Origin of the sequence: uncultured Winogradskyella sp., assembly GCF_937958655.1 — a bacterium.
In the GTDB taxonomy this organism is placed as follows: Bacteria; Bacteroidota; Bacteroidia; order Flavobacteriales; family Flavobacteriaceae; genus Winogradskyella.
On sequence record NZ_CALGNH010000054.1, the window covers coordinates 1 to 23983 of the forward strand.

The 23983-nt window shown below is 33.4% G+C and carries 24 protein-coding genes, 2 tRNA genes and 1 pseudogene; 13 read left to right on the forward strand and 14 right to left on the reverse strand.

Features of this window, described 5'->3' with window-relative positions:
• Positions 1–770, reverse strand: a pseudogene (locus Q0800_RS10315) (asparagine synthetase B); the annotation flags it as partial.
• Between the two features lie 124 nt (positions 771–894).
• On the opposite strand from Q0800_RS10315, the gene Q0800_RS10320 reads away from it, so the two are divergent.
• Positions 895–1980: a DUF6252 family protein gene (locus Q0800_RS10320; RefSeq protein WP_299129328.1), complete on the forward strand. Its 1086-nt coding sequence runs from the start codon at positions 895–897 to the stop codon at positions 1978–1980.
• 23 nt (positions 1981–2003) lie between these two features.
• Here the strand turns inward: Q0800_RS10320 and Q0800_RS10325 are convergent, their stop codons facing one another.
• The 8 genes from Q0800_RS10325 to tgt all read right to left on the reverse strand — a co-directional run bounded on the left by Q0800_RS10325 (position 2004) and on the right by tgt (position 10614).
• The gene (locus tag Q0800_RS10325; RefSeq protein WP_299129329.1) at positions 2004–2732 is read right to left on the reverse strand and encodes a sulfotransferase family protein; all 729 of its coding nucleotides are present in this window, start codon (positions 2730–2732) and stop codon (positions 2004–2006) included.
• Positions 2725–3642 (reverse strand): aminotransferase class IV, encoded by a 918-nt coding sequence (locus Q0800_RS10330; RefSeq protein ID WP_299129330.1) that lies wholly within the window; start codon positions 3640–3642, stop codon positions 2725–2727. Before Q0800_RS10330 ends, Q0800_RS10325 begins: the two co-directional genes overlap by 8 nt.
• Before the next feature lie 75 nt (positions 3643–3717).
• Entirely contained in the window at positions 3718–4737 is a 1020-nt protein-coding gene (locus tag Q0800_RS10335; RefSeq protein ID WP_299129331.1) for an AI-2E family transporter, read from the reverse strand.
• 72 nt (positions 4738–4809) lie between these two features.
• Entirely contained in the window at positions 4810–6339 is a 1530-nt protein-coding gene (gene dnaB / locus Q0800_RS10340; RefSeq protein WP_299129332.1) for a replicative DNA helicase, read from the reverse strand.
• A 158-nt stretch (positions 6340–6497) separates the two neighbouring features.
• On the reverse strand, positions 6498–7451 hold the full coding sequence (locus tag Q0800_RS10345; RefSeq protein WP_299129333.1) for an acetyl-CoA carboxylase carboxyltransferase subunit alpha: 954 nt from the start codon (positions 7449–7451) through the stop codon (positions 6498–6500).
• 59 nt (positions 7452–7510) lie between these two features.
• Complete coding sequence (locus Q0800_RS10350; RefSeq protein WP_299129334.1) at positions 7511–8419, reverse strand: DMT family transporter; 909 nt, start codon at positions 8417–8419, stop codon at positions 7511–7513.
• Positions 8406–9482: an LptF/LptG family permease gene (locus Q0800_RS10355; protein WP_299129335.1), complete on the reverse strand. Its 1077-nt coding sequence runs from the start codon at positions 9480–9482 to the stop codon at positions 8406–8408. Before Q0800_RS10355 ends, Q0800_RS10350 begins: the two co-directional genes overlap by 14 nt.
• A 1-nt stretch (position 9483) precedes the next feature.
• Positions 9484–10614, reverse strand: a complete 1131-nt coding sequence (gene tgt, locus Q0800_RS10360; protein WP_299129336.1) for a tRNA guanosine(34) transglycosylase Tgt — start codon at positions 10612–10614, stop codon at positions 9484–9486.
• 168 nt (positions 10615–10782) lie between these two features.
• Here tgt and Q0800_RS10365 point away from each other — a divergent pair, with 168 nt between their 5' ends.
• The 3 genes from Q0800_RS10365 to Q0800_RS10375 are packed head-to-tail and all read left to right on the forward strand — an operon-like array spanning position 10783 to position 13276.
• On the forward strand, positions 10783–11628 hold the full coding sequence (locus tag Q0800_RS10365; RefSeq protein ID WP_299129337.1) for a transketolase: 846 nt from the start codon (positions 10783–10785) through the stop codon (positions 11626–11628).
• Between the two features lie 40 nt (positions 11629–11668).
• Complete coding sequence (locus Q0800_RS10370) at positions 11669–12622, forward strand: transketolase C-terminal domain-containing protein (protein ID WP_299129338.1); 954 nt, start codon at positions 11669–11671, stop codon at positions 12620–12622.
• A 54-nt stretch (positions 12623–12676) separates the two neighbouring features.
• Positions 12677–13276, forward strand: a complete 600-nt coding sequence (locus tag Q0800_RS10375; RefSeq protein ID WP_299129340.1) for an outer membrane beta-barrel protein — start codon at positions 12677–12679, stop codon at positions 13274–13276.
• A 63-nt stretch (positions 13277–13339) separates the two neighbouring features.
• On the opposite strand, the gene Q0800_RS10380 is transcribed toward Q0800_RS10375, so the two are convergent.
• Positions 13340–14389 (reverse strand): hypothetical protein, encoded by a 1050-nt coding sequence (locus tag Q0800_RS10380; RefSeq protein ID WP_299129341.1) that lies wholly within the window; start codon positions 14387–14389, stop codon positions 13340–13342.
• A 131-nt stretch (positions 14390–14520) separates the two neighbouring features.
• Here Q0800_RS10380 and Q0800_RS10385 point away from each other — a divergent pair, with 131 nt between their 5' ends.
• The 3 genes from Q0800_RS10385 to Q0800_RS10395 are packed head-to-tail and all read left to right on the forward strand — an operon-like array spanning position 14521 to position 15995.
• On the forward strand, positions 14521–14892 hold the full coding sequence (locus Q0800_RS10385; RefSeq protein ID WP_299129342.1) for a S4 domain-containing protein: 372 nt from the start codon (positions 14521–14523) through the stop codon (positions 14890–14892).
• Positions 14876–15469: a methyltransferase domain-containing protein gene (locus tag Q0800_RS10390; protein ID WP_299129343.1), complete on the forward strand. Its 594-nt coding sequence runs from the start codon at positions 14876–14878 to the stop codon at positions 15467–15469. The genes Q0800_RS10385 and Q0800_RS10390 overlap by 17 nt, the downstream gene beginning before the upstream one ends.
• Positions 15470–15491: 22 nt before the next feature.
• A complete protein-coding gene (locus tag Q0800_RS10395) occupies positions 15492–15995 on the forward strand; it encodes a phosphoribosyltransferase family protein (RefSeq protein WP_299129344.1) in 504 nt (167 codons plus the stop codon).
• On the opposite strand, the gene Q0800_RS10400 is transcribed toward Q0800_RS10395, so the two are convergent.
• Positions 15987–16508 carry a shikimate kinase gene (locus tag Q0800_RS10400; RefSeq protein ID WP_299129346.1) on the reverse strand — a complete coding sequence of 174 codons (522 nt, stop codon included), beginning with the start codon at positions 16506–16508 and terminating at the stop codon, positions 15987–15989. The two genes, Q0800_RS10395 and Q0800_RS10400, sit on opposite strands and share 9 nt — an antisense overlap.
• A 123-nt stretch (positions 16509–16631) precedes the next feature.
• Here Q0800_RS10400 and Q0800_RS10405 point away from each other — a divergent pair.
• The 6 genes from Q0800_RS10405 to Q0800_RS10430 all read left to right on the forward strand — a co-directional run bounded on the left by Q0800_RS10405 (position 16632) and on the right by Q0800_RS10430 (position 20844).
• Positions 16632–16704, forward strand: a tRNA-Lys gene (locus Q0800_RS10405).
• Between the two features lie 57 nt (positions 16705–16761).
• Positions 16762–16846 (forward strand) — tRNA-Leu (locus tag Q0800_RS10410).
• A gap of 283 nt (positions 16847–17129) precedes the next feature.
• Complete coding sequence (locus Q0800_RS10415) at positions 17130–18032, forward strand: MerR family transcriptional regulator (RefSeq protein ID WP_299129348.1); 903 nt, start codon at positions 17130–17132, stop codon at positions 18030–18032.
• 8 nt (positions 18033–18040) lie between these two features.
• On the forward strand, positions 18041–19501 hold the full coding sequence (gene crtI, locus Q0800_RS10420) for a phytoene desaturase family protein (RefSeq protein ID WP_299129349.1): 1461 nt from the start codon (positions 18041–18043) through the stop codon (positions 19499–19501).
• Positions 19502–19545: 44 nt separating this feature from the next.
• On the forward strand, positions 19546–20385 hold the full coding sequence (locus Q0800_RS10425) for a phytoene/squalene synthase family protein (RefSeq protein WP_299129350.1): 840 nt from the start codon (positions 19546–19548) through the stop codon (positions 20383–20385).
• A 12-nt stretch (positions 20386–20397) separates the two neighbouring features.
• Positions 20398–20844, forward strand: coding sequence for a sterol desaturase family protein (locus tag Q0800_RS10430; RefSeq protein WP_299129351.1), 447 nt, complete (start codon positions 20398–20400; stop codon positions 20842–20844).
• A gap of 4 nt (positions 20845–20848) precedes the next feature.
• On the opposite strand, the gene Q0800_RS10435 is transcribed toward Q0800_RS10430, so the two are convergent.
• From Q0800_RS10435 to Q0800_RS10445, 3 genes are all read right to left on the reverse strand, one after another.
• The gene (locus tag Q0800_RS10435; RefSeq protein WP_299129352.1) at positions 20849–21409 is read right to left on the reverse strand and encodes a TlpA disulfide reductase family protein; all 561 of its coding nucleotides are present in this window, start codon (positions 21407–21409) and stop codon (positions 20849–20851) included.
• A gap of 10 nt (positions 21410–21419) precedes the next feature.
• Complete coding sequence (locus tag Q0800_RS10440; protein WP_299129353.1) at positions 21420–22091, reverse strand: Crp/Fnr family transcriptional regulator; 672 nt, start codon at positions 22089–22091, stop codon at positions 21420–21422.
• A 130-nt stretch (positions 22092–22221) separates the two neighbouring features.
• A partial coding sequence (locus tag Q0800_RS10445; RefSeq protein ID WP_299129354.1) for an aconitate hydratase occupies positions 22222–23983 on the reverse strand: 1762 nt, incomplete at its 5' end.

Here is a 23983-nt window from a genome sequence, read left to right on the forward strand (position 1 = left end):
TCACTACCGTCCCCATCAAACATTGGCTCACAGATATCTACATGTTCTGCTGAAAGCGCTATATCAAAACTATCGGTTGCAGAACACATGGCAAACATAAATCCACCACCTACAACATAATCTCTAATCTTTAAAGCCACGGCAAGCTTTGCATCCGAAACTTTAGAATAACCTAGTCGTTCTGCCAATTCTTCGGCTGCTCGTTTTTCTTCAATATACCAAGCGGCAGAACGATACGTTCTATAAAACTTCCCGTATTGTCCTGTAAAATCTTCATGATGTAAATGCAACCAATCATATAGTAACAATTCATCTTTTAAAACTTCTTCATCATAAATCGTTTCATAAGGTATTTCTGCATAAGTTAACACCATTGTAACAGCATCGTCCCAAGGTTGTTTTCCATAAGGAGTATAAACCGCAATTTTAGGAGCTTTCTCTAACACAACGGCTTCTTGGTTTACCGAAGGACTACCTATTGCCCCTAATAGCTGAGCGGCCTTTGCGTCTGAAATAACCTCAAAAGATACACCTCTTATTTGACACTCACTTTGTATAATTTCCGCATCTGGCAGTAAAAAAGAACCTCCTCTATAATTGAGTAGCCAATTAACTTTAAGCGCTCTCTCTAAAGTCCAATATGTAACTCCATAGGCTTTTAAATGATTTTCTTGAGATTCTGCATCCATTGGAATGAGTATGTAGGATGCATAAACATTAACACACATTAAAAGTGTAAGTAATAAAATTATTCCCTTCTTCAAATTCATTAATTTTAAACTAAAGATAACTAATATTTAGTCTATAATGCTTTACTTTATAATTCTTTTAAGCATATAATTTCAGCTTTTCCTTATATATAGCGAGTTGTTTTAATTTTAATATCGTTGATAGATGAAGATTTTGAATTTGAATACCTTATTTAAAATGGCCTATTTGGTTTTATTTGTGGCCGTATTTGCATGTGACAATGAGCCTTATGAAGGCCCCTTTTTTACTGAAACACCACTGACGTGCGTAGAAGTAAATGGCAACTTATCTTTGGCACAGATTAATTTTGATAATGCAAATGCTAATGATTATGAAACACTTTGTGAAGCTTATAAAAATGCATTAGAGGACTTTATAGCGGTCTGCCCAGAAGTTGATTCTGAAACTCAGGCTTTATTAGATAATTTAGGTGATTGTGAACTTTATTCTTTTTTTCAAGTAGATTTTAATGGGCAAACATTTTTTGCCGATGATACAGAAGCCGTAATTGAAGAAGATAAAATTACTATTACTGGATTTAGAGGACTTAATGGCGAGCAGATAACATTATCAGTATTTGCTTATGAAACCGGTACTTACACACTTGGTGTTACAGATAATAACCAAACTAATATTGGAAGTTATAATGAAGATAACACTAATTTAAATGTCTGGCAATCACTGACTGCGTCTAATGCATCACAAGGTGAAGTAACGATTACTGATATTAATTTATTTGACGCAACAATCTCTGGAGTTTTTAATTTTAGTGGCTACAATGATACTGGCGAGCGAAAAGAATTTACATCTGGTATTTTTGAAAATATTAAATTAGAAAAAGTTAATGCCTTCTTTGCCAAAGTTGATGGAATTGAATTTGTAGACACGCAAATTGTACCTGGTATAAATAATTTTGGATGGGTAGGTTTCCTTGCAAGAGATGCTAATAATGAAGAAATATTCTTATCTATTAGGTATAATGTTGGTCCAGGCACCTATGCTTTAAACCAAGATACATCGCTTACAACTTTTGATTATTCACCGAGTTTCCAAGATTTTCATTATGGTGAAGGTAGCGTAATTATAGAAATACATAATACGGAAACCAACTTTTTAATGGGGACTTTTAGTTGTACTGCTCTACCCGAACTTAGTGGTGTTGGCACTTATGAAATTACCGAAGGTCGGTTTTGCGTAACCTACCTCGATGGTTTTTTTGAAGAAGATTAATTATACCCAAAAACCTTTATACATTACGAAATAGCATACTTCACTAATTCATTATAATAGGTCTTGCTAGTCTCCAAGAGCTGTTTTAAATGCGTAGGAAACGGTTCTTCTTTTGGTTTATATTTTTGGAAACCACTAGATTTATGGACGTTTTCATACCAATATTTTGCCCAAATACCATCCTCCACGCGCTGTTGTGGTTGCCAATTGAGCATGGCTTCTTCAAAAGGAATCTCTATAAAATTGCATAACTTAGTAAGAATTTTCTTGGGATTATCGAGTACTTTTTTAGAATCTAAAACCGTAAATTGAATATCGTTATCTTTAAAATAATTAATAAGCTCAACATGGAGGGCATAACCAACATCGTCTAGGGATGGGTTAGGAATAACTTTATCAAACGACGGCAACATATCTTTTGGGTCCCTTGTGAGCATAATATTAATAGTGTCTTTCATAAACGTCCTATCTAAATTTAATAGATGATGCGTCATATGCTTGTAAAACTGCACTGGCTTTTCTGTATTTCCCATCATCTCACTTACAACTTTGTTACCGTCATTTTCCATAGTTGCTAGAATCTGTTTAGCACCAGGATGATAGCTATGTGCCTCAGGATGTTGTTTTAGATAAAATGCATACAATGGCTCATCAAACACATTAGTATCCTTACGTTGTGCAAATGAATACATTAACGCCGTAGATATATTTCTTGGTCCAGACCATAAACAAATTCGCTTAAAATTATCCATGCTTTACTTCATTTTCAATTAATACCTCATAAAGATGGCTTAAATGTTTAGTTACTTCACCATATTTACCATTACCAATTAGTCTTCCATCAATTTTAGTTACAGGTGTTAGCCCTCCAAAGGTGCCTGTTACAAATGCTTCATCCGCACCGTAGACATCAAAAAGTGAAAAATCTTTTTCATAATGTACTATGCCATTATTTTTACAAACCTCTAAGACTTTTCCTCTTGTAATCCCATTCATACAATACTTGCTTGTAGATGTCCAAACTTCATTATTTTTTACAATGAAAAAATTAGTGGCATTACAGGTAGATACAAAACCATTGATATCTAGCATTAATGCTTCATCCGCACCAGCTTCAATTGCCTGAATTAAGGCTTGTACCTCGTGTAACTTACTATGACAATTTAATCTTGGATCTAAATAATCTGGTGATCCTCGCCTTATAGTACTTGTAAATAAAGTAATACCTTTGTCTTTAGAGGCTTTAGAGGCTGTTTTATACTCAGGAATAATAACAACATTGGGACCAGAAATTGTAAGTCTAGGATCTTGAGATGGTGTTTTTTTAATACCACGTGTTACCATTATTCTTACATGGACACCATCGTTCATTTCATTAGCTTTTAAGGTGTCCCAAACTTTTTGAATTAATGCTTCTTTTGTAAACGGTAGTTGCATACCTATTGTTGCAGCCGATTGCCATAAGCGATTAAAATGATCCTCAATAAATACCAATACACCTTGATGTAGTCTAAGTGCTTCCCACACTCCATCGCCTACAAGATAACCACTGTCAAATACAGATATTTTGGCTTCATTTCGTTTAAATAATTCACCATTAATAGATATGAGGATAGCGTCATTTCTAGAATCTTCTAAAGCATTATGTGTACCGTGAACCATAAGACATTTTTGAGCAGTAAGATACTTAAAATAACAACTTATAGTTATAACAATTTTAAAATTTTTTATATCCTATTATTTACCAGATAGTAAATTAGCAACGACTTTAGTACTCGGAAATTGCTCTAGAATAATTTTAAGAAATACTGTAATTGGAATAGCCATTATTAAACCTGGAATACCCCATAAAAAGCCCCAAAACATTAACATTACTAAGACTGCAATGATATTAATAGAAAAAGATTTACCCATAAAAATAGGCTCTAAAATGGCACCAAACGTAACTTGCACTAATGTAATAGCCAGGATAAAAAAGAATAATGTGCTGGTAGGATCTAATTCTACAAAAGCAAATATTGAAAGTAATATCACCGATATAAATGAGCCGACCATTTGAACAAAGTTTATAACAAAAGCAAATAAACCCCAAAATATGGGGAAACTTACATCAAAAAAGAAGCACATTAATCCTGTAAACAATCCGGTAAGTGCGCTCACCAAAAATTTTACTTTTATAAATTTTATGAGATCTTTTTCAATCTTCATAAATGCTTTAATTGAAGTATGTTTTTGACGTAATACCGTACTATTTAGAAGCTTATGAACATTAATAGACTCACCTAACCACAGTACTACAAAGAATACGGTCATTAATAGCATGGTGAAAAATTGTCTTAGAAAACCTATTGTTGTTCCTAAATTTTCTTTTTCAAAAAACTGCCCTATAACATTATTGTCTTGTTTTAACTCAATGCCATAACTATCTAAAAGGTAAACTCTTAAATCTACCAATTTAGCTTCTGCCTTAGAAAAAAACTCGGATTTAGTTGCTAAAATCTCCTTACTAGAGAGTTGAATTAATTCTATACCCAACATAACACCACCAGCAACAAGTAATAACACAATGATGACGCCCAAAAATTTAGGAACATTACGTCTCCCTAAATACCGCATTAACGGTAAAAATAATAGGGCAATAAACATTGCAAAAATTAAGGGTATAAATATAAAAGACAGAATTTTAAGTAAGTAAAACACTAATGGAATTACTATAATTAACAACAGAATGTTTGTTGTACGTCTTTGATTTAGCATGAGGCAATTTTCATAGATTAAGCGAGCGACAAAGATACACTAAAAACAAGGTTTAAAAACTCTAATTTGTTGTTAAAAAGGTACACCGTCATCCTCTGGTCCATCAAAAGCATCTGAAGGATTAGGGAAACTATCTGGCTTAAATGTATCGTCGTTAGCAGCGGCATTTAATTTAGACTGAAATTCAAATGGAGTATCAAAGTCATCTAAATTATCAAACTTACCAAGGTGTCCAATAAACTTTAATCTTATATTTTCGAGACCACCATTTCTATGTTTAGCAACAATAAATTCACCTTGTCCTTGGGTTGGTGAACGTTCCTCATCATCCCATTCGTCAATTTTATAATATTCTGGTCTGTAAATAAAGGATACAATATCGGCATCTTGCTCAATAGCTCCAGACTCACGTAAATCTGATAGTAATGGACGTTTACTCCCACCTCTAGTTTCTACTGCACGAGATAACTGAGATAGAGCAATTACAGGGACATTTAATTCTTTTGCCAAGGCTTTAAGGTTTCTAGAAATCATAGATATTTCTTGCTCACGGTTACCTCCTTTTTGACTACCACCTGCAGTCATTAACTGCAAGTAATCAATCATAATAACCTGTATATCGTACTGAGATTTTAATCGTCTCGCTTTAGCACGTAAATCAAAAATAGATAACGATGGGGTATCATCAATGAATAGTGGTGCCTTTTCTAAGGTTTTTACCTTTACGTTAAGCTGTTCCCATTCGTGCTTTTCTAATTTTCCTGTTCTTAATTTTTCAGAAGATAATCCTGTTTCACTAGATATTAAACGTGTAATTAACTGTACAGAAGACATCTCTAATGAGAAAAATGCAACCGCTTTATTAAAATCTACAGCAATATTTCTTGCCATAGTTAAGGTTAAAGCTGTTTTACCCATACCAGGACGTGCCGCAACAATAATTAAATCTGAAGGTTGCCAGCCCGATGTAAGTTTATCTAGCTTATCAAAACCTGTTGGTATACCACTAAGTCCCTCTTTGTTAGAAATATCTTCAATTTTCTTTTTGGCCTGTATAACTAAACTCTGTGCCGTTTCGGTAGATTTCTTAACATTACCTTGGGTCACTTCATAAAGTTTAGCTTCGGCATTATCTAAAAGATCAAAAACATCTTTAGTTTCGTCGTAGGCTTCTTCTATAATTTCGTTAGAAATTTTTATAAGACTACGCTGAATATATTTTTGTAAAATAATACGTGCATGAAACTCAATATGAGCCGAAGAGGATACACGTTGGGTTAATTGTATGAGGTAAAAATCACCACCAATAAGATCTAATTTCTGATCTTTCTTTAATTGACTAGAAACGGTTAATAAATCAACGGGTTCACTATTTTCAAATAATTTAAAGATCGCTTCAAAAATGTGTTTGTGGGCGTCTTTATAAAAGGCATCAGGGCTTAAAATATCAATAACTTCATCAACACCTTTTTTGTCTATCATCATTGCACCTAGGACAACCTCTTCTAAATCAAGAGCTTGAGGTGGTATTTTACCTTTTTCTAAACTAATGATTGTACTCTTATCTACTTTATAACCTTGTAAAGGATTGGGTTGTTTCATAAGTAACAAATGTAGCTAAATACCATCGATGAACTGTATACGATTCTTAACAGGTCTTCAACAATCTAACTGTTAATAACTTAAATATATTGTTAATAGCGCTAAAAAAAACCGAAGTCTCAACTTCAGTTTTTTTTAGTAGCCTATGTTTATTGAAGTTAGTCTTTATAGACTCCCATCTCGTCATATTTTTTCATACGTTGACTAATCAGTTCTTTTTGTGATAAGTTTTTAAGCGCGTCGTACGATTTTAAAATAGCATCTTTAACGGCTAAAAATGTTTTTTCCCTATCGGTATGTGCACCACCTAATGGTTCTTTAATAATCTGATCCACAAGCTTCATGCGCTTCATATCCTTAGCCGTTAATTTAAGCGCTTCTGCCGCTTGCTCTTTATACTCCCAACTTCTCCATAATATAGATGAACAAGACTCTGGTGATATTACCGAATACCATGTATTCTCTAACATCATTACCTTGTCTCCTACCCCAATGCCCAAGGCACCTCCTGATGCTCCTTCACCAATTATAATGGTTATGATAGGAACTTTAAGACGTGACATCTCTAGTATATTTCTTGCTATAGCTTCCCCTTGTCCTCGTTCTTCTGCTTCTAAACCTGGATAAGCACCTGGTGTGTCAATTAAAGTAACTACCGGAATACCAAATTTCTCAGCAGATTTCATTAAACGTAAGGCCTTGCGGTATCCTTCTGGGTTAGACATACCAAAATTACGGTACTGTCTTGTTTTAGTATTATAACCTTTTTGCTGCCCAATAAACATATAGGTTTGGTCACCAATTTTACCGAGGCCGCCAATCATGGCTTTATCATCTTTAACATTTCGGTCTCCATGTAATTCTAAAAACGAATCTCCACAAAGGGCTAAAATATGATCTAGCGTATAAGGTCTATTAGGATGCCTAGATAGCTGCACACGTTGCCATGCCGTAAGATTTTTATAGATATCTTTTTTGGTATCATTTAGTTTCTTTTCTATCTGCTTACAGGTTTCTGTAACATCGACGTCACTTTCCTCACCAATCAGCTGACATTTATCGAGCTGCTCTTCTAGCTCTTTTATAGGTAATTCAAACTCTAAATATTCCATTTAATTTGAAATTATTCTTTTGTTGTATTAGTTAGTTAGTCCTTGCAAATATAAAAACTTTAATTGTTTATAGATGTTGTTTTAGACTTTCGCCTTTTATAGTTTTTAAAAATTGCATCCATTACAACAGTAAATATAATTAAGACGGCACCAATATAAAATTGTGGTGTCATTTTTTCTTTTTCAGGAAAAAGTAATAAGGCCAAAATTATGCCGTAAATAGGCTCTAAATTATAACTTAAAATCACTGTAAACGGACTTATATAGCGCATAACTTCTACAGCGCCAATAAAGGCATAAGCCGTACATACAGATGCCAAAATGAATAAATATATCCAATCCATTTTTGATAAGGTAAAAAATTCAGCATTAAAATTAGTACCTGTAATTAAAATAAATATTGAAATAAAAACTACACCACTAATAAACTCATAGAAGGAAATAACAGTGGCACTATGTTTCTCAATAAATCGTCCATTTATAACTGCAAATAATGTTGAAAATAAAGCACTTAATAGTCCTAAAACAATTCCATTAATGTAACCTAACTCGCTACTAAAAATTAAATAGACTCCTATAACTACAATAACACCAAACAGAATTTCATAAATTAAAATTCTGCGCTTAAAAAATAAAGGCTCTATAAATGAGGCAAAAAACGCACCTGATGAAAACATGGCTAAAGCAATAGAGATATTGGCTTGGTTAATAGCTTCGAAAAAAGTGATCCAATGTAATGCTATGATTATGCCTGCTAATGCAAATTTCCAAAGAACTGTAAGGCTTATTTTAATATTTAACTTAATGAATTTGATGTAAAAAAACATTAATATACCTGCAATGGTCATTCTATACCATACTAATGGTAAGGAACCAATAGTAATCAACTCTCCTAAAATAGCAGTAAAACCAGCAATAAAAACTAAGACGTGTAACTGAAAATAATGCTTTATTTTAGCGTTTGGCATTTTGTAATAGGTATATGGCTAAAATGCCAAATAAAAAATTAGGAAACCATACAGCTATAATGGCCGGAAAATTAGACTGTTCTGCCATAACTCCAAAAATTTTATCAAAAAACACATAAATCATAGCAATTGAGATTCCAAATGCTAAATTGACTCCCATACCACCTCGCCGTTTTACGGATGATACTGCAACGGCTATAATGGTTAATATAAATATAGATACTGGTAAGCTCCATTTTTTGAGTTTAACAACTTCATACCTACCTATATTTTTTGACCCTTTACGTTTTTCTGATTCAATAAATTTTAATAATTCACCATAAGCTTTAGTCTCGGCAGCGTATTCTACAGGTGCTAAGTCTTCAATCTTAAAAGAGAATACGGTGTCTTTTCTTCTAACTTTTTCAATGATTTGTTTGCCATTTTCAAAAGTACGTTTTACATAGGATGTTAACCTATAGGTAGTGTCTTCTTCAATATATTGAATATTCTCAGCAAAAATCTTATACTTTAGTTCATTACCTTCAAAATGTTCGTACGTAAATTTTCTGCCTTGTTTACGTTTTGGGGAAAAATTACGGACGTATATATAATCGTTATCGTTAATTTGTTGGTATACATCTTGCGTATCCTGAACTTTCTTGTGCTTCTTTAAGTATTTAAATTTAAACTCATTAAATCCCTGACTAGCAATTGGCGCAAGATACATACCCAATACCATAGCAAAAAGCGCTACAATAGTAGCACCAATTAAGTAGGGTCTTAAGAATCTAGAGAAGGAAACACCAGAGCTTAAAAAGGCAACAATCTCTGTGTTATTGGCTAATTTAGATGTAAACCATATAACGGATAAAAACAAAAACAGTGGGAATAATAGATTGGCAAAATAAACTGTAAAGTTAATATAGTAAGACGTTATCTCACCAAACGGAGCTTCATTTTCTATCATCTTACCTACTTTCTCTGCTAAATCTACTGTTATACCAATAGGAATAAACAGTAATAACATCATAAGAAATGTAAAAAGATAGCGCTTTAGTATGTACCAGTCTAAAATTTTCAAATTATAAGCGTTTATCCATTTGTTTTACCATTTTAGCTTTCCATTGACTAAAGTTGCCATCAATAATATGTTTTCTTGCTTCTCTTACCAACCACAAATAAAAACCGAGATTGTGAATAGTTGCAATCTGCTTACCTAACAATTCATTAACCGTAAATAAATGCTTTAAATAGGCTTTGCTGTAATCTGTATCTACATAGGTAATGCCCATTTCATCTATTGGCGAAAAATCATCCGCCCACTTCTTATTCTTAATATTTATAGTACCATGCGCTGTAAATAACATCCCGTTTCTGGCATTGCGTGTTGGCATTACACAATCAAACATATCTACGCCTAAGGCAATATTTTCTAATATATTTATTGGCGTACCTACTCCCATAAGATAACGTGGTTTATCCTCTGGCAGTATATCACACACTACTTCTGTCATGGCATACATCTCTTCCGCAGGTTCACCAACCGATAAACCACCTATAGCGTTGCCATGTGCGCCAGCATTAGCAATATATTCGGCGGATTGTTGCCTCAAATCTTTATAGGTACTCCCTTGCACAATAGGAAAAAAAGTCTGCTCATAACCATATTTAAATGGCAACTTTTTTAAATGCTTTAAACAACGTTCTAACCAACGATGCGTCATGTGCATAGATCGTTTTGCATAATTGTAATCACATGGGTAAGGCGTACACTCGTCAAAGGCCATAATAATATCTGCTCCAATACTTCGCTGTACTTCCATTACATTCTCGGGTGTAAAGACATGGTAACTTCCGTCTATATGAGACCTAAATTTTACGCCTTCTTCTTTAATTTTTCTGTTAGCAGATAAAGAATAAACTTGGTAACCGCCAGAATCGGTTAAAATATTCCGATCCCAATTCATAAATTTATGAAGACCGCCAGCTTGCTCTAATATTGGTATTTGAGGTCTTAAGTAAAGATGATAGGTGTTCCCTAAAATTATATCGGGATTTATATCATCCTTTAATTCCCGTTGGTGTACTCCCTTTACTGTAGCTACGGTACCAACAGGCATAAAAATAGGCGTTTCTATTTTACCATGGTCGGTTGTTATGGTACCTGCTCTCGCTTTAGTTTGTGTGTCTTTTGCTAGGCGTTCAAATTTCATTTAATCAATGTCTGCTGGCAAATATAAATAACTCTATTACATTGACATCTTAATAAAATTTAAAATTGTTAGCAAATCTTCAAAATCGTTAATAAGTGTAAACACTGCCCTTTTGTTAAGGTAGTTTAAAAAAACTATTTTTGTGGCTTAATTATATGAAACTAAAATATGCCAAGTATTCAACAGTTAGAAGATTTAACAACCCAAGTTAGACGAGATATTTTAAGAATGGTACACAAAGTAAACTCAGGACACCCAGGAGGTTCCTTAGGTTGTGCCGAATTTTTTGTTACCCTCTATAACGAGATAATGGAACGAAAAGAAGAATTTGATATGGATGGAAATGGAGAAGATCTATTTTTCTTATCAAATGGTCATATATCACCTGTATTTTATAGTGTTTTAGCAAGAGCAGGTTACTTTCCTGTAGAAGAATTAAACACTTTTAGATTAATAGATTCTCGTTTACAAGGGCACCCAACAACTCACGAGGGTTTGCCTGGTGTAAGAATAGCATCTGGTTCTTTAGGACAAGGTTTGTCTGTAGCCATTGGTGCTGCTGAAACTAAAAAATTAAATAATGACAACCACATTATTTTCACTTTGCATGGAGATGGTGAGTTACAAGAAGGACAGAATTGGGAAGCCATAATGTACGCTGCTGGTAAAAATATTGATAACCTTATTGCTACAATAGATTTAAATGGTCAACAAATTGATGGTTCTACGGATGATGTTTTACCGCTAGGAAGTATAAAAGAAAAGTTTGAAGCTTTTGGTTGGATTGTTTTGGAGATTGAAGACGGCAATACCATTGAAGCCATAATAAAAGGATTAACCAAAGCTAAATCCTTAGCTGGTAACGGAAAGCCTGTGTGCGTACTTTTAAAAACCGTAATGGGTAATGGAGTTGACTTTATGATGCATACGCATGCCTGGCATGGTAAAGCACCAAATGATGAGCAATTAGAAATTGGATTGGCACAAAATGCTGAAACTCTAAAAGACTATTAAAGATATTAACTAAAAGATACCCACAGTTGTGGGCCTTACTATGAAAACTTATACAAATACAGAAAATAAAGATACACGGTCTGGTTTTGGAGACGGCTTAACAGAACTTGGCAAAACCAACGAAAATGTTGTTGCCTTGTGTGCAGACCTTACTGGGTCACTAAAAATGGGTGATTTTAAAGCTAACCATCCTGAACGATTTTTTCAAATTGGTATTGCTGAAGCCAACATGATTGGTATTGCTGCGGGCATGACTATTGGTGGAAAAATTCCATTTACTGGGACGTTTGCAAATTTCTCTACAGGTAGAGTTTATGATCAAATAAGACAAAGCGTTGCTTATTCTGATAAAAATGTAAAAATATGTGCCTCTCACGCAGGCATTACGCTTGGTGAAGATGGAGCTACGCATCAAATTTTAGAAGACATCGGTTTAATGAAAATGTTGCCTGGGATGACGGTTATAAACACTTGTGACTATAACCAAACAAAAGCAGCAACATTAGCTATTGCACAACATCATGGGCCAGTTTACTTAAGATTTGGCCGTCCAAAAGTTGCTAATTTTACACCAGAAAATGGAACATTTGAAATAGGTAAAGCCGTACAACTTACCGAAGGTAATGATGTTACTATAGTCGCTACAGGACACTTAGTTTGGGAAGCTCTGGAAGCCTCTAAAGCCTTAAACGAAAACGGTATAAGCGCAGAAGTTATAAATATACATACTATAAAGCCTTTAGATGAAAAAGCTATTTTAGAGTCTGTATCTAAAACAGGATGTATAGTTACGGCCGAAGAACATAATTATTTAGGCGGTTTAGGAGAAAGTGTTGCTAGAGTATTAGCACAGCACAAACCAACACCACAAGAATTTGTTGCTACTAAAGATACTTTTGGCGAATCTGGGACACCTGCACAGCTTATGGAGAAGTACGGACTTAATAGTGCGGCTATTGAAAAAGCTGCTAAAAATGTAATGAAAAGGAAATAAGTTCATTTTGGCAACGTTTTTGATAATATTACTCTAATCTTAAAAACGAACATTATGAAAAATTTAAAAAATTCAGCATTATTTGCTGTTATTTTAGCCTTATTCAGTTTAAATGCAACGGCTCAAAAAGGAAGTGCATTTGGTATTAAAGGCGGTCTAAATTACAGTGGCAACGGAGATTATTTTGAATCTATCAGTGCTAATGCTCAAAATCCAGATCGCAATATTGGCTACCATGTTGGTGTCTTTGGAAAAATTGGGAATCGCATCTATTTTAGGCCAGAATTGGTATACACAGCCACTAAAAGTGATTATGATAACAACGAATTTAATGTTAAAAAAATTGACGCTCCGCTTTTACTTGGTCTAAAAGTATTAGGTCCTGTTAGTGTTTTTGGTGGTCCATCATTACAATACCTATTAGATACAGAATTTGATGGTATTACTATTAATAATGTAGAGGATGATTTTTCTGTAGGTTTAAATTTTGGAATTGGCTTAAACCTAGATAAAGTAGGAATTGATTTACGTTATGAAAGAGGCTTTAATAATAATGAAGCAAACTTTATAAATACTAATATCAGTGCTAATGCAGGAAGCAGAATAGATACACGACCAGATCAATTAATTTTAAGTTTATCTATTGCCTTATAAAACACAATATATATTCATTAAAAAAGCCGCTAAAAGCGGCTTTTTTAATGAATATATATTTTTTTAATTATCGTCACTATAATCCTCAGTTACATCTTCATCTAAATGGTCAAAAATCATATTACCATTAGTGTCAAAAAAAGTAACCGTATTTATGGTTATAATGCCATCCGTTTCAAATCTACTAACCTCAAATTCAGTAATTGCCAATACAGGCTCATCCTGATTCATATTAGTATCCACTATGTACTGATTTGTTATAATTTCATTCTGGGTTAAAACACCATCATTATCATCATCAGGATCTAAAAAATCTGGGAAAGTATCCTCATCAGCATCATCATCCAGAACATCTATGTTCTCATCTGTGTCTTCTAAGAATGTAGGTATACCATCACCGTCATGATCATCTACCTCAAATTGAAGTAATTCAAATTTAAAAATCAAATTTGAATAACTTGGTACACCAGGAATAGGTGTTCCAAAATAACCTAGTCCAGATGGTAAGAACATAACTCCCAAACCAAAATCATTATAATCTACGATACCATTATTTGATGAAAAACCTGCCGCAGTATTAAAACTAGAAAGCACCAACTGCCATCCTCTTATTACACCTCCTTCAAAAAGCCCCAAAGATTGTTGCATACGAAAATCTATTGGTGTAGCTACACCATCAAATACTTCTCCAGTTTCTTCTAAAAAACCTTCATAACGTACTCTTACTTCATCTGTAAAATTTGGAGACTCGCCACCACCTTGGTTTATTCGTAATACGTAATATTCATAGGTTGTATCTTCAAACGTTGTTGTTTCAGCAGGTAAAACAGCATCTATTAACAAAGTATGACCCTCTGGTACATTCTGTGAGGGCTGTAGTTCTGTTATAACAATATCCGTATACTTATGGTTAGTCCCAGTTTCAAAAAACCCGGAATTATAATAGTGGCTACCTAAATAGGCTAATAATTCCTGATTATCCGTTAATTGCTGTTCTGCTCTATCCCTTAATTCGGCAGGTCTAAAGTTGACATCATCATCATTTTCACACGATAAAATAACCACTAGAGCCACTATTAATAAAGACGTAAATTTTAAAAATTTCAGTTTCATATGTAACGTTTTTCACACTTTAAAACTACCACAGATTTAGAGTATGGTTCATTATTGCTTTAATTAGGTTGCAAGATACAATAATCTTTATTTTTGCAATACAGTATTAATACAGTTTTAGTTAAAATTTTATGCGGATTGATAAATATTTATGGTGTGTACGCTATTACAAAACACGAAACATAGCTACACAAGCCTGTAAAAAAGGACAAGTAAAGCTTAATGGCAGCGTAGCCAAACCCTCTAGAGAGATCTATGCTACCGATAAAATTGAGCTAAGAAAAAACCAGGTAAATTACCAATTAACTGTAAATGATATACCACCTAACCGCGTTGGCGCAAAACTGGTTGATATATACAGAATAGATACAACACCAAAAGAATCCTTTGAGGCTCAAGAGCTATTAAAGTATAGTAAAGATTATTATCGTAAAAAAGGTATAGGAAGACCAACTAAAAAAGATCGAAGAGCTATTGATGACTTTTATGAAGAAGAAGAATAAACTAAATAAATCTTATTGGGAGAACCGTTATAAAACGTCTGAAACAAGATGGAATATTGGTGAACCCTCTACTCCAATTAAAACTTATATAGATCAACTTAATAACAAATCTTTAAAAATTTTAATACCTGGCGCAGGCAATGGCTATGAAGCTGAATATTTATGGAAAAATGGTTTTAAAAATACATTTATCTTAGATATTGCATCTACTCCATTAAACAATTTTAAGAAGCGTGTTCCTGAGTTTCCGGAGCGCCAAATTTTACACTGTGATTTTTTTAAAGTCAATATAAAGTTTGATCTTATATTAGAACAAACTTTCTTTTGTGCATTACCGCCAAGTCTAAGACCCAGCTATGTGGATAAAACACATTCGCTTTTAAAAGAAAAAGGGAAACTAGCTGGCTTACTTTTTAATTTTAAATTAACAGAAAACGGACCACCTTTTGGTGGCAGTAAAAAAGCATATTTAAACTATTTTGATTCTAACTTTAACATTAAGGTTTTAGAACCCTCAATTAATTCAATTAAATCTAGACAAGGTAAGGAACTCTTTTTTATCTTTGAAAAACTATAGTATTTACCGAAATTTACAAGTAATGGCACTCACTAAAAATACCATCTTAAACCATAGAGAAATAGAGCATAAAATTAAACGAATTGCCTATCAAATCTACGAAAGTAATGTTAACGAAACAGAAATTATAATTGCTGGTATTGAAAGTAACGGGTTTTTATTAGCAGAAAAAATAAAGACACAACTAGACGGTATCTCAGATCTTAAGGCAACCTTATGTAGAGTTACTATTAATAAAACTAAGCCTACGGAAGCAATTACAACATCTTTAGAGCGTATAGATTACACTAACAAATCCATTGTACTTATTGATGATGTACTAAATTCTGGCAGCACTCTAATTTACGGTATAAAGCACTTTTTAGATGTGCCATTAAAGCAATTTAAAACAGCGGTATTAGTAAATCGTAATCATAAAAAATTTCCTGTAAAAGCAGATTTCAAAGGTATTTCTCTATCGACCTCTATGTTTGAGCATGTGCACGTTAATTTATCCCAACAACCTTACGAAGCCTTTTTAGATTAATTTTAATACAATAGCTTCAACACCTTCATCAATTGATAGTTCGCCAGTATTAATACTATAATCGGCTTGGGCGTAATAGGCAGAACGTTCAAACATATGTTTGCCAATATATTCTTGTAACTCATCACTATCCTTAACATGCGCTATTAATGGTCTCGCAGCCTTTTCGGTAAATAAACGCTTAACTAATTGAGGGATAGTTAATTTTAAATAAAACGACACACAACTAGCGTTTGCCTTTATTAATTGTAAATTATTACCATAACATGGAGTACCACCACCTAAAGCCAAAACAATATTTCCTGAAGTGCTTACAATTTCATTTAAGTAGTAGGCTTCTTTCTTTCTAAAATAGATCTCACCTTTAGTATTAAAAATAGATGTAACAGAGCTATTTTCTTTACCAGAAATATAGTCGTCTAAATCTATAAAATTGTAGTTGAGTACCTCTGCTAAATGTTTACCTATTGTAGATTTACCAGATCCCATATACCCCATTAAAACAACAACCATTTATCTATATTTTTGATTATTAAACACCTAAATATCTTTAGCACAAAAAAACAAAAATTAATATAAAAAAAGTATTGTTTTATTAATTAAACATTTTATATTTGCACCCTCAATTAAGAGAATGACCGGGTAGCTCAGTTGGTAGAGCATCTCCCTTTTAAGGAGAGGGTCCTGGGTTCGAGCCCCAGCCCGGTCACAAAATTAAAGTTAAGCCTATGCTTAACTTTTCTTATTTTTACAACCTTTTATAATTGCACACGTGGCGGAATTGGTAGACGCGCTGGCTTGAGGGGCCAGTGACCGTTTAGGTCGTGGAAGTTCGAGTCTTCTCGTGTGCACTATCTTTTAATGTAAAATTATAACCATTAAGTTTTAGTAATTTACCCAAAATTTAGGGATTCTTATGTTCTCTAAGGTATGTGTAACTAAGTAAATGTTTTCATTCCTACGCTTTAAAATTTACTGCTACTTAAATTAAATTAGATGTGATTAATTGCACAAAAAAATTACTTATACATTTCAGATTTTCTTTACACTTCCTAGTCATTAATTATTTTTTTGTTAATTGTAGGAGTCTTTCAAGATATAATCTTATTTTTGTTTAAACATTTTTCCAAAAAGATGAACAACATTAAGAGCCAATTCAGTATTAAAGATTTAGAGAATCTTACTGGAATCAAAGCACACACGATTAGGATTTGGGAAAAACGCTACAACCTATTACAACCCAAACGTACAGATACAAACATTAGATATTACGATTTAGCAAGTTTTCAAAAACTACTAAATGTCAGTTATTTAAATAATAACGGTTATAAAATATCTAAGATTGCCAAAATTAAGGAGCACAAAATACCACTTTTGGTGCGCGAAATTGCTGCAGAACATAACACAGAAAGCCACGCCATCAATGCTTTTAAATTATCAATGCTAAATTTTGATCAGACCCTGTTTTACACAACCTATGAATCTGTATTAAAAGAGAAAGCGTTTGAGGATATTTTTTACGAAGTTTTTATACCACTACTTACAGAAATAGGACTTTTATGGCAAACCGACACAATTTCTCCCTCACACGAACATTTTTTAACGTCCCTAATCCGTCAAAAAATACTAATTAACACAGAAAAGATACAATCGAAACAAGTTAACAACTCAAAAAAAACATTTGTTCTTTATCTGCCAGAAAATGAAATTCATGAATTAGGCTTAATGTTCATTAATTATCAGTTGGTAAGCAAAGGTTACCAGTCTATCTTTTTGGGTTTTAGTGTACCGCTAGAAAGTCTATTAGATCTTCAAAACTACTATGATGAAATTATTTACATTTCATATTTTACGGTTAAGCCCGAAAAGGAAATAATAGAGGACTATATTAAGAATTTCGAAAATTTACTGATAAAAAATAGGCCAAATACTAAACTATGGATATTAGGACAAATGCTAAATGCATTAGATTTAGAAAACCTGCCTAAAAATATGACGGCATTTAAAAATATTAAAGACTTAACTCAAAAACTTTAGACCTATAAATGACTAAAAAAATTTCAATTATTGGTTCTGGTTTTTCTGCACTATCAGCAGCCTGTTACCTTGCACAAGCAGGACATAAAGTGAGTATTTTCGAAAAAAATAATACGGTAGGCGGAAGAGCAAGACAGTTGAAAAAAGAAGGCTTTACCTTTGATATTGGTCCAAGTTGGTATTGGATGCCAGATATTTTTGAGAAATTTTTTAATGACTTTGGAAAGCGCACGAGTGATTATTATCAGCTAGATAAACTAAGCCCTGCTTACAAAATATTTTTCTCAGATGAGGTTATTACTATAGGTGATCATATGGATCAAATATGCGAAGAATTTGAACGCATAGAAAAAGGAAGCTCTAAACCCCTAAGAAAATTTATAAATCAAGCCCAAGAGCATTACGATATTGCTATTAATAAAGTAGTTTTAAAACCAGGTGTCTCTCCATTTGAGCTTGTAACAAAAGATACAATCACAAGGGTTGATCGTTTCTTTAAAACCATTAGTACTGAGGTCAGAAAAAAGTTTAAAAACCCTAAATTAATATCAACATTAGAATTTCCGGTATTATTTTTAGGTGCTAAACCTAATCAAACTCCATCGTTTTATAGCTTTATGAACTATGCTGATTTTGGTTTGGGAACTTGGCATCCAAAAGGTGGCATGTACGAAATTATAAAAGCTATGAGCAAGCTTGCCAAAAGCCTTGGAGTAACTATAAATACCAATAGTAATGTTGAAAAGATAACTGTTGAAAATGGAAAGGCTACAAGTATTGAGGTTAATGGTACAACTGTAAAATCAGATATTGTTTTAAGTGGTGCAGACTATCATCATTCCGAAACATTATTAGATAAAGCGTATCGTCAATATTCTGAAGCATACTGGGAAAAACGAACCTTTGCTCCATCATCATTATTATTCTATGTAGGGTTTAATAAAAAGCTTAAAAACGTAGAACACCACAACTTGTTTTTTGATACGGATTTTGAAATTCATGCTGAAAACATATATGATGAGCCAAAATGGCCTGAAAATCCATTATTTTATGTTAACTTTCCGTCAGTAACGGATTACAGCATGGCACCAGAAGGGTGCGAAACTGGGTTTTTCCTCATCCCTATAGCCCCAGGATTAGAAGACACACCAGAATTGCGACAACAATATTTTGATATTGTGATTAACAGGTTTGAACAACGAACGCAACAAAGTGTTAAAAACGATATACTTTTTAAGGAATCTTATTGTGTAAACGATTTTAAGGAAGACTATAATTCTTATAAAGGAAATGCTTACGGAATGGCAAATACGCTGAGGCAAACTGCATTTTTAAGGCCTAAATTAAAAAGTAAAAAGGTTAATGGATTATATTTTACAGGACAATTAACCGTTCCTGGTCCGGGCGTACCACCATCCTTAATATCAGGAAAGTTGGTTGCTGACCTCATTAAGAAAAACGAAGTTTAATTGCCTCATAAATTCTAAACATTTATGAGCACCATATATATATTATGAAATCAATTTTTGACAACGTATCTAAAGAGTGCAGTAAAATCGTAACTAATGCTTACAGCACTTCTTTTTCTATGGCTACCAAAATGCTTTCTGAAAGTATTAGACAGGATATATACAATATTTATGGTTTTGTGAGATTTGCTGATGAGATTGTAGATACCTTTCATAATTATGATAAAGAGAAATTATTTAAGGAGTTTGAACTTAGTTTAGAAAATGCTTTAAACGACAAAATAAGTCTTAATCCTATTTTAAATTCGTTTCAAGAAACGTTTCACAACTACAATATAGATCGTGGTCTTGTAGATGCGTTTATGAATAGCATGCGTTTAGATCTGCATAAAAAAGATTATCTCACAGAACAAGAATACAAGGATTACATCTATGGTTCTGCAGATGTTGTTGGTCTTATGTGCCTTAAAGTTTTTGTAAAAGGAGACAGCATAAAATACAATGAACTAAAGGACTCGGCGATGCGTTTAGGTTCAGCTTTTCAAAAAGTAAATTTCTTAAGAGATCTAAAAGCTGATTTTGAAGATCTTAATAGAACCTATTTCCCTAATACCGACTTAAACCATTTAGATGAAGTGTCTAAACAAGCTATAATTGCAGATATTGACAACGATTTTTCGGAAGGTTTAAAAGGCATTAAACGATTACCTTTAGAAGCACGGTTTGGTGTGTTTATGGCCTACAGATACTACAATAAATTACTTCAAAAATTAAAAAATACACCTGCAATTGAAATAAAAACAGCAAGAATTAGAGTGCCTAATTACAAAAAAATAGAATTGCTGACCAGGAGCTACGTTAAATATCAACTTAATTTACTTTAATATTTTAATTATATGGAAACGGTGTATTGGATAACCATACTTTTTGGGACATTTTTCATCATGGAATTTAACGCATGGTTCACACACAAATATATTATGCATGGTTTTTTATGGTCATTACACAGAGACCATCATCATAAAGACCACGATAGTTGGTTTGAACGTAACGACGCTTTTTTTATTTTTTACGCCGTAGTAAGTATGGTTTGCTTTTACCTTTGGAATTACGAAGGTGTTTGGTTTACTTTACCTATTGGATTAGGTATATTATTCTACGGAATGACTTATTTTATAGTGCATGACATTTTTATTCATCAGCGTTTTAAATTACTTAGAAACATTGATAATAAATATGCTAGAGGGGTAAGACGTGCTCATAAAATTCATCATAAGCATTTAGGCAAAGAAAAAGGCGAAAACTTCGGAATGTTATTTGTTCCGCTGAGATACTTTAAATAAGAAGCTAATTTAATAACGTGTTGAGCTCTTTTTGAATCTTAGTATCAAACCAGTCTACTGCTCCTGTTTTGTCTATAACTATCTGTCCATTTTTATCAATAATAACAGTCCTTGGAATTGATGTTGTTATTAACGCTTCTGGCGCTTCAGACTTTCTAAAATAAACAGGAAATGTATAGTTGTTTTTTGCCTTATAAGCTTTAATAATTTCAGGGCTTTCATTAGTGACAAATAAAAACTCAACTTTCTCACCGTATTTATCAAATAATTTTTGCAAGCTTGGCATTTCTGCTATGCAGGGAGGACACCATGTTGCCCAAAAATTTATTAATATAACCTTGCCTTTCGTTTGCTTAAGGTTGTATGAAGAGTGATTTTCCTCTAAGAGTACCCAATTATAATCATTAAGCTTAACTCTATCGTCCTCAGACACCTTTTTTACCGGGTTGACTAAAGCTAGTCCTTTATGTACTAAAACTTGTAATGGTTGTCTCGTTTGTGGGATAATTAATAGTGCAATACCAACTAAGAATATACTTTTGCGTAGTGTAAGTTTATTTTTCATTACACCAAAGTTAAGCAGACGTTTTATAGATTCTTATCTGCTTTCGATTAAAATCAATGATACAATTTTCTTTTAATTCATTCATTAAAATATTTAGTGTTGGCCTAGACACACCAATTAAAGACGCTAAATCTTTTTGCGTATAAGGATGATTAATAATATGGTCGCCTGTTTTGTTACAATTGTAACCATACTCAGTACATAACTCCTCTAAAAACTCTAAAAGCCTTGTTTTTGAATCTTTAAACAGTAGCAGTTGAAGGCGCCTCTCTAATTTTTTAAGCTTATACCCAATAAACTTATAAATTCTTAAACTGAAAGTTTTATTCTCTCTCATTAGATCGTGCATGGTGGTAATACCTACAGGGCAAATTGAGGTATTATTATCTACCGATTGCGCAAATTCGTCTCTCCTTTCTTCGCCCAAAATTGCTTTTTCTCCAAATAATTCGCCTTTACTCAATATGGCTTTTACCACTTCTGTTCCGTCTTCATTGTAATACCCAATTTTTACCTTCCCTTTTTCTATAAGGTAAATTTTATTGGCTGTATCTTCTTCAAAATATATGTAATCACTTTTTTTGTAAGTATCAAATGTATGGCATGCTTTATATTGTTTGAACTTGTGCGGACATAATAAGCCAAATAAATTGACATCTTCGAATACCCAAATGGACTTCATATTTTCAGAGAGATTAGTTGTTTAAAATTATGGTCGTAACTAAAGTCAACACCTTTCAATTTAGGGATAAAAAAAACTCTTAATTAATAAAATTAAGAGCTTTTAATAGGCTTAGTAACTGTATTATGCACTATGCATTCTGCTTTTTAATTAAATTTAATGCAGAACCTTCATGGTACCACTCTATTTGAGCATTATTATACGTATGGTTTAAAGCTACAGTATCTTTTGTACCGTCTGTATGAACGATCTCCACGTGCAGTGGTTTATCTGGCGCAAATTCATTTAAATCTAAGAAATTGAAGGTATCATCTTCTTGTACTAAGTCATAATCCGCTTCATTGGCAAAGGTTAAACCTAACATACCTTGCTTTTTAAGATTAGTCTCGTGTATACGTGCAAATGATTTTACAATTACAGCAGCAACGCCTAAATGCCTTGGCTGCATTGCAGCGTGCTCTCTAGATGAACCCTCACCGTAGTTATGATCACCAACTACAACAGACCAAACACCGTTTTTCTTATAATCTCTCTGCGTATCTGGCACACCACCATACTCGCCCGTTAATTGGTTTTTAACAAAGTTAGTTTTCTTGTTAAAAGCATTTACAGCTCCAATTAAGGTATTGTTTGCTATATTATCTAAGTGCCCTCTAAAGCGTAACCAAGGACCAGCCATAGAAATGTGGTCTGTAGTACATTTACCAAATGCTTTAATTAAAAGTTTTGCACCTGTTATAGTATCTCCAATTGGTGTAAATGGCTCTAATAATTGTAAACGTTCAGATGTAGGATTAACAGTAATTTGCACACCACTACCATCTGCCATTGGCTCCAAGTATCCATTCTCTTTTACATCAAACCCTTTTGGTGGTAATTCCCATCCTGTTGGTTCATCTAACATTACCTCTTCCCCATTTTCGTTAATTAGCTTATCCGTTATTGGATTAAAGTCTAAACGACCTGCTATGGCAATAGCAGCAGTTAACTCTGGCGAAGCTACAAAAGCATGTGTATTTGGGTTACCATCCGCACGTTTTGCAAAGTTTCTATTAAAAGAGTGTACTATACTATTTTTCGGTGCATTTTTTGGGTCGCTATATCTTGCCCATTGGCCTATACATGGACCACATGCATTTGTGAATATTTTTGCATCTAATTTTTCAAAAACCTCTAAAATTCCATCGCGTTCTGCAGTATACCTTACTTGTTCAGAACCTGGATTAATACCAAACTCAGCCTTAGTTTTAAGTCCTTTATCTAACGCTTGTTGCGCTATAGACGATGCTCTAGATAAATCCTCATAGGACGAGTTTGTACAAGATCCTATAAGTCCCCATTCTACTTGAACTGGCCAGTCATTAGCCTTAGCTTTCTCTGTCATATCTCTACCAACCTCAGTTGATAAATCTGGCGTAAAAGGTCCATTTAATAATGGTCCTAATTCCGAAAGATTGATTTCTATAACTTGATCAAAGTATTGCTCAGGATTGTCATAAACATCTGCATCCGCAGTTAAATATGATTTTATAGCATTTGCAGCATCAGCAACATCTTCTCTATCTGTTGCTCTTAAATAACGCTCCATTGAATCATCGTAACCAAATGTAGAGGTTGTAGCTCCGATTTCAGCACCCATATTACAGATGGTTCCTTTACCTGTACAAGACATAGATAAGGCACCAGGTCCAAAGTATTCTACTATAGCACCTGTACCACCTTTAACGGTAAGTATTTCTGCTACTTTTAATATAACATCTTTTGGAGCTGTCCATCCGGATAGTTTACCCGTTAATTTTACTCCGATTAGTTTAGGAAACTTTAATTCCCACGCCATACCTGCCATAACATCTACAGCATCTGCACCGCCTACACCTATAGCTACCATTCCT

Excerpts from the sequence above, each read along its gene's own strand:
- Q0800_RS10320 (WP_299129328.1), top strand. The coding sequence starts at position 895 with ATGAAGATTTTGAATTTGAATACCTTATTTAAAATGGCCTATTTGGTT.
- Q0800_RS10325 (WP_299129329.1), bottom strand. The coding sequence starts at position 2,732 with ATGGATAATTTTAAGCGAATTTGTTTATGGTCTGGACCAAGAAATATA.
- Q0800_RS10330 (WP_299129330.1), bottom strand. The coding sequence starts at position 3,642 with ATGGTTCACGGTACACATAATGCTTTAGAAGATTCTAGAAATGACGCT.
- Q0800_RS10335 (WP_299129331.1), bottom strand. The coding sequence starts at position 4,737 with ATGCTAAATCAAAGACGTACAACAAACATTCTGTTGTTAATTATAGTA.
- dnaB (WP_299129332.1), bottom strand. The coding sequence starts at position 6,339 with ATGAAACAACCCAATCCTTTACAAGGTTATAAAGTAGATAAGAGTACA.
- Q0800_RS10345 (WP_299129333.1), bottom strand. The coding sequence starts at position 7,451 with ATGGAATATTTAGAGTTTGAATTACCTATAAAAGAGCTAGAAGAGCAG.
- Q0800_RS10350 (WP_299129334.1), bottom strand. The coding sequence starts at position 8,419 with ATGCCAAACGCTAAAATAAAGCATTATTTTCAGTTACACGTCTTAGTT.
- tgt (WP_299129336.1), bottom strand. The coding sequence starts at position 10,614 with ATGAAATTTGAACGCCTAGCAAAAGACACACAAACTAAAGCGAGAGCA.
- Q0800_RS10365 (WP_299129337.1), top strand. The coding sequence starts at position 10,783 with ATGCCAAGTATTCAACAGTTAGAAGATTTAACAACCCAAGTTAGACGA.
- Q0800_RS10370 (WP_299129338.1), top strand. The coding sequence starts at position 11,669 with ATGAAAACTTATACAAATACAGAAAATAAAGATACACGGTCTGGTTTT.
- Q0800_RS10375 (WP_299129340.1), top strand. The coding sequence starts at position 12,677 with ATGAAAAATTTAAAAAATTCAGCATTATTTGCTGTTATTTTAGCCTTA.
- Q0800_RS10380 (WP_299129341.1), bottom strand. The coding sequence starts at position 14,389 with ATGAAACTGAAATTTTTAAAATTTACGTCTTTATTAATAGTGGCTCTA.
- Q0800_RS10385 (WP_299129342.1), top strand. The coding sequence starts at position 14,521 with ATGCGGATTGATAAATATTTATGGTGTGTACGCTATTACAAAACACGA.
- Q0800_RS10390 (WP_299129343.1), top strand. The coding sequence starts at position 14,876 with ATGAAGAAGAAGAATAAACTAAATAAATCTTATTGGGAGAACCGTTAT.
- Q0800_RS10395 (WP_299129344.1), top strand. The coding sequence starts at position 15,492 with ATGGCACTCACTAAAAATACCATCTTAAACCATAGAGAAATAGAGCAT.
- Q0800_RS10400 (WP_299129346.1), bottom strand. The coding sequence starts at position 16,508 with ATGGTTGTTGTTTTAATGGGGTATATGGGATCTGGTAAATCTACAATA.
- Q0800_RS10415 (WP_299129348.1), top strand. The coding sequence starts at position 17,130 with ATGAACAACATTAAGAGCCAATTCAGTATTAAAGATTTAGAGAATCTT.
- crtI (WP_299129349.1), top strand. The coding sequence starts at position 18,041 with ATGACTAAAAAAATTTCAATTATTGGTTCTGGTTTTTCTGCACTATCA.
- Q0800_RS10425 (WP_299129350.1), top strand. The coding sequence starts at position 19,546 with ATGAAATCAATTTTTGACAACGTATCTAAAGAGTGCAGTAAAATCGTA.
- Q0800_RS10430 (WP_299129351.1), top strand. The coding sequence starts at position 20,398 with ATGGAAACGGTGTATTGGATAACCATACTTTTTGGGACATTTTTCATC.
- Q0800_RS10435 (WP_299129352.1), bottom strand. The coding sequence starts at position 21,409 with ATGAAAAATAAACTTACACTACGCAAAAGTATATTCTTAGTTGGTATT.
- Q0800_RS10440 (WP_299129353.1), bottom strand. The coding sequence starts at position 22,091 with ATGAAGTCCATTTGGGTATTCGAAGATGTCAATTTATTTGGCTTATTA.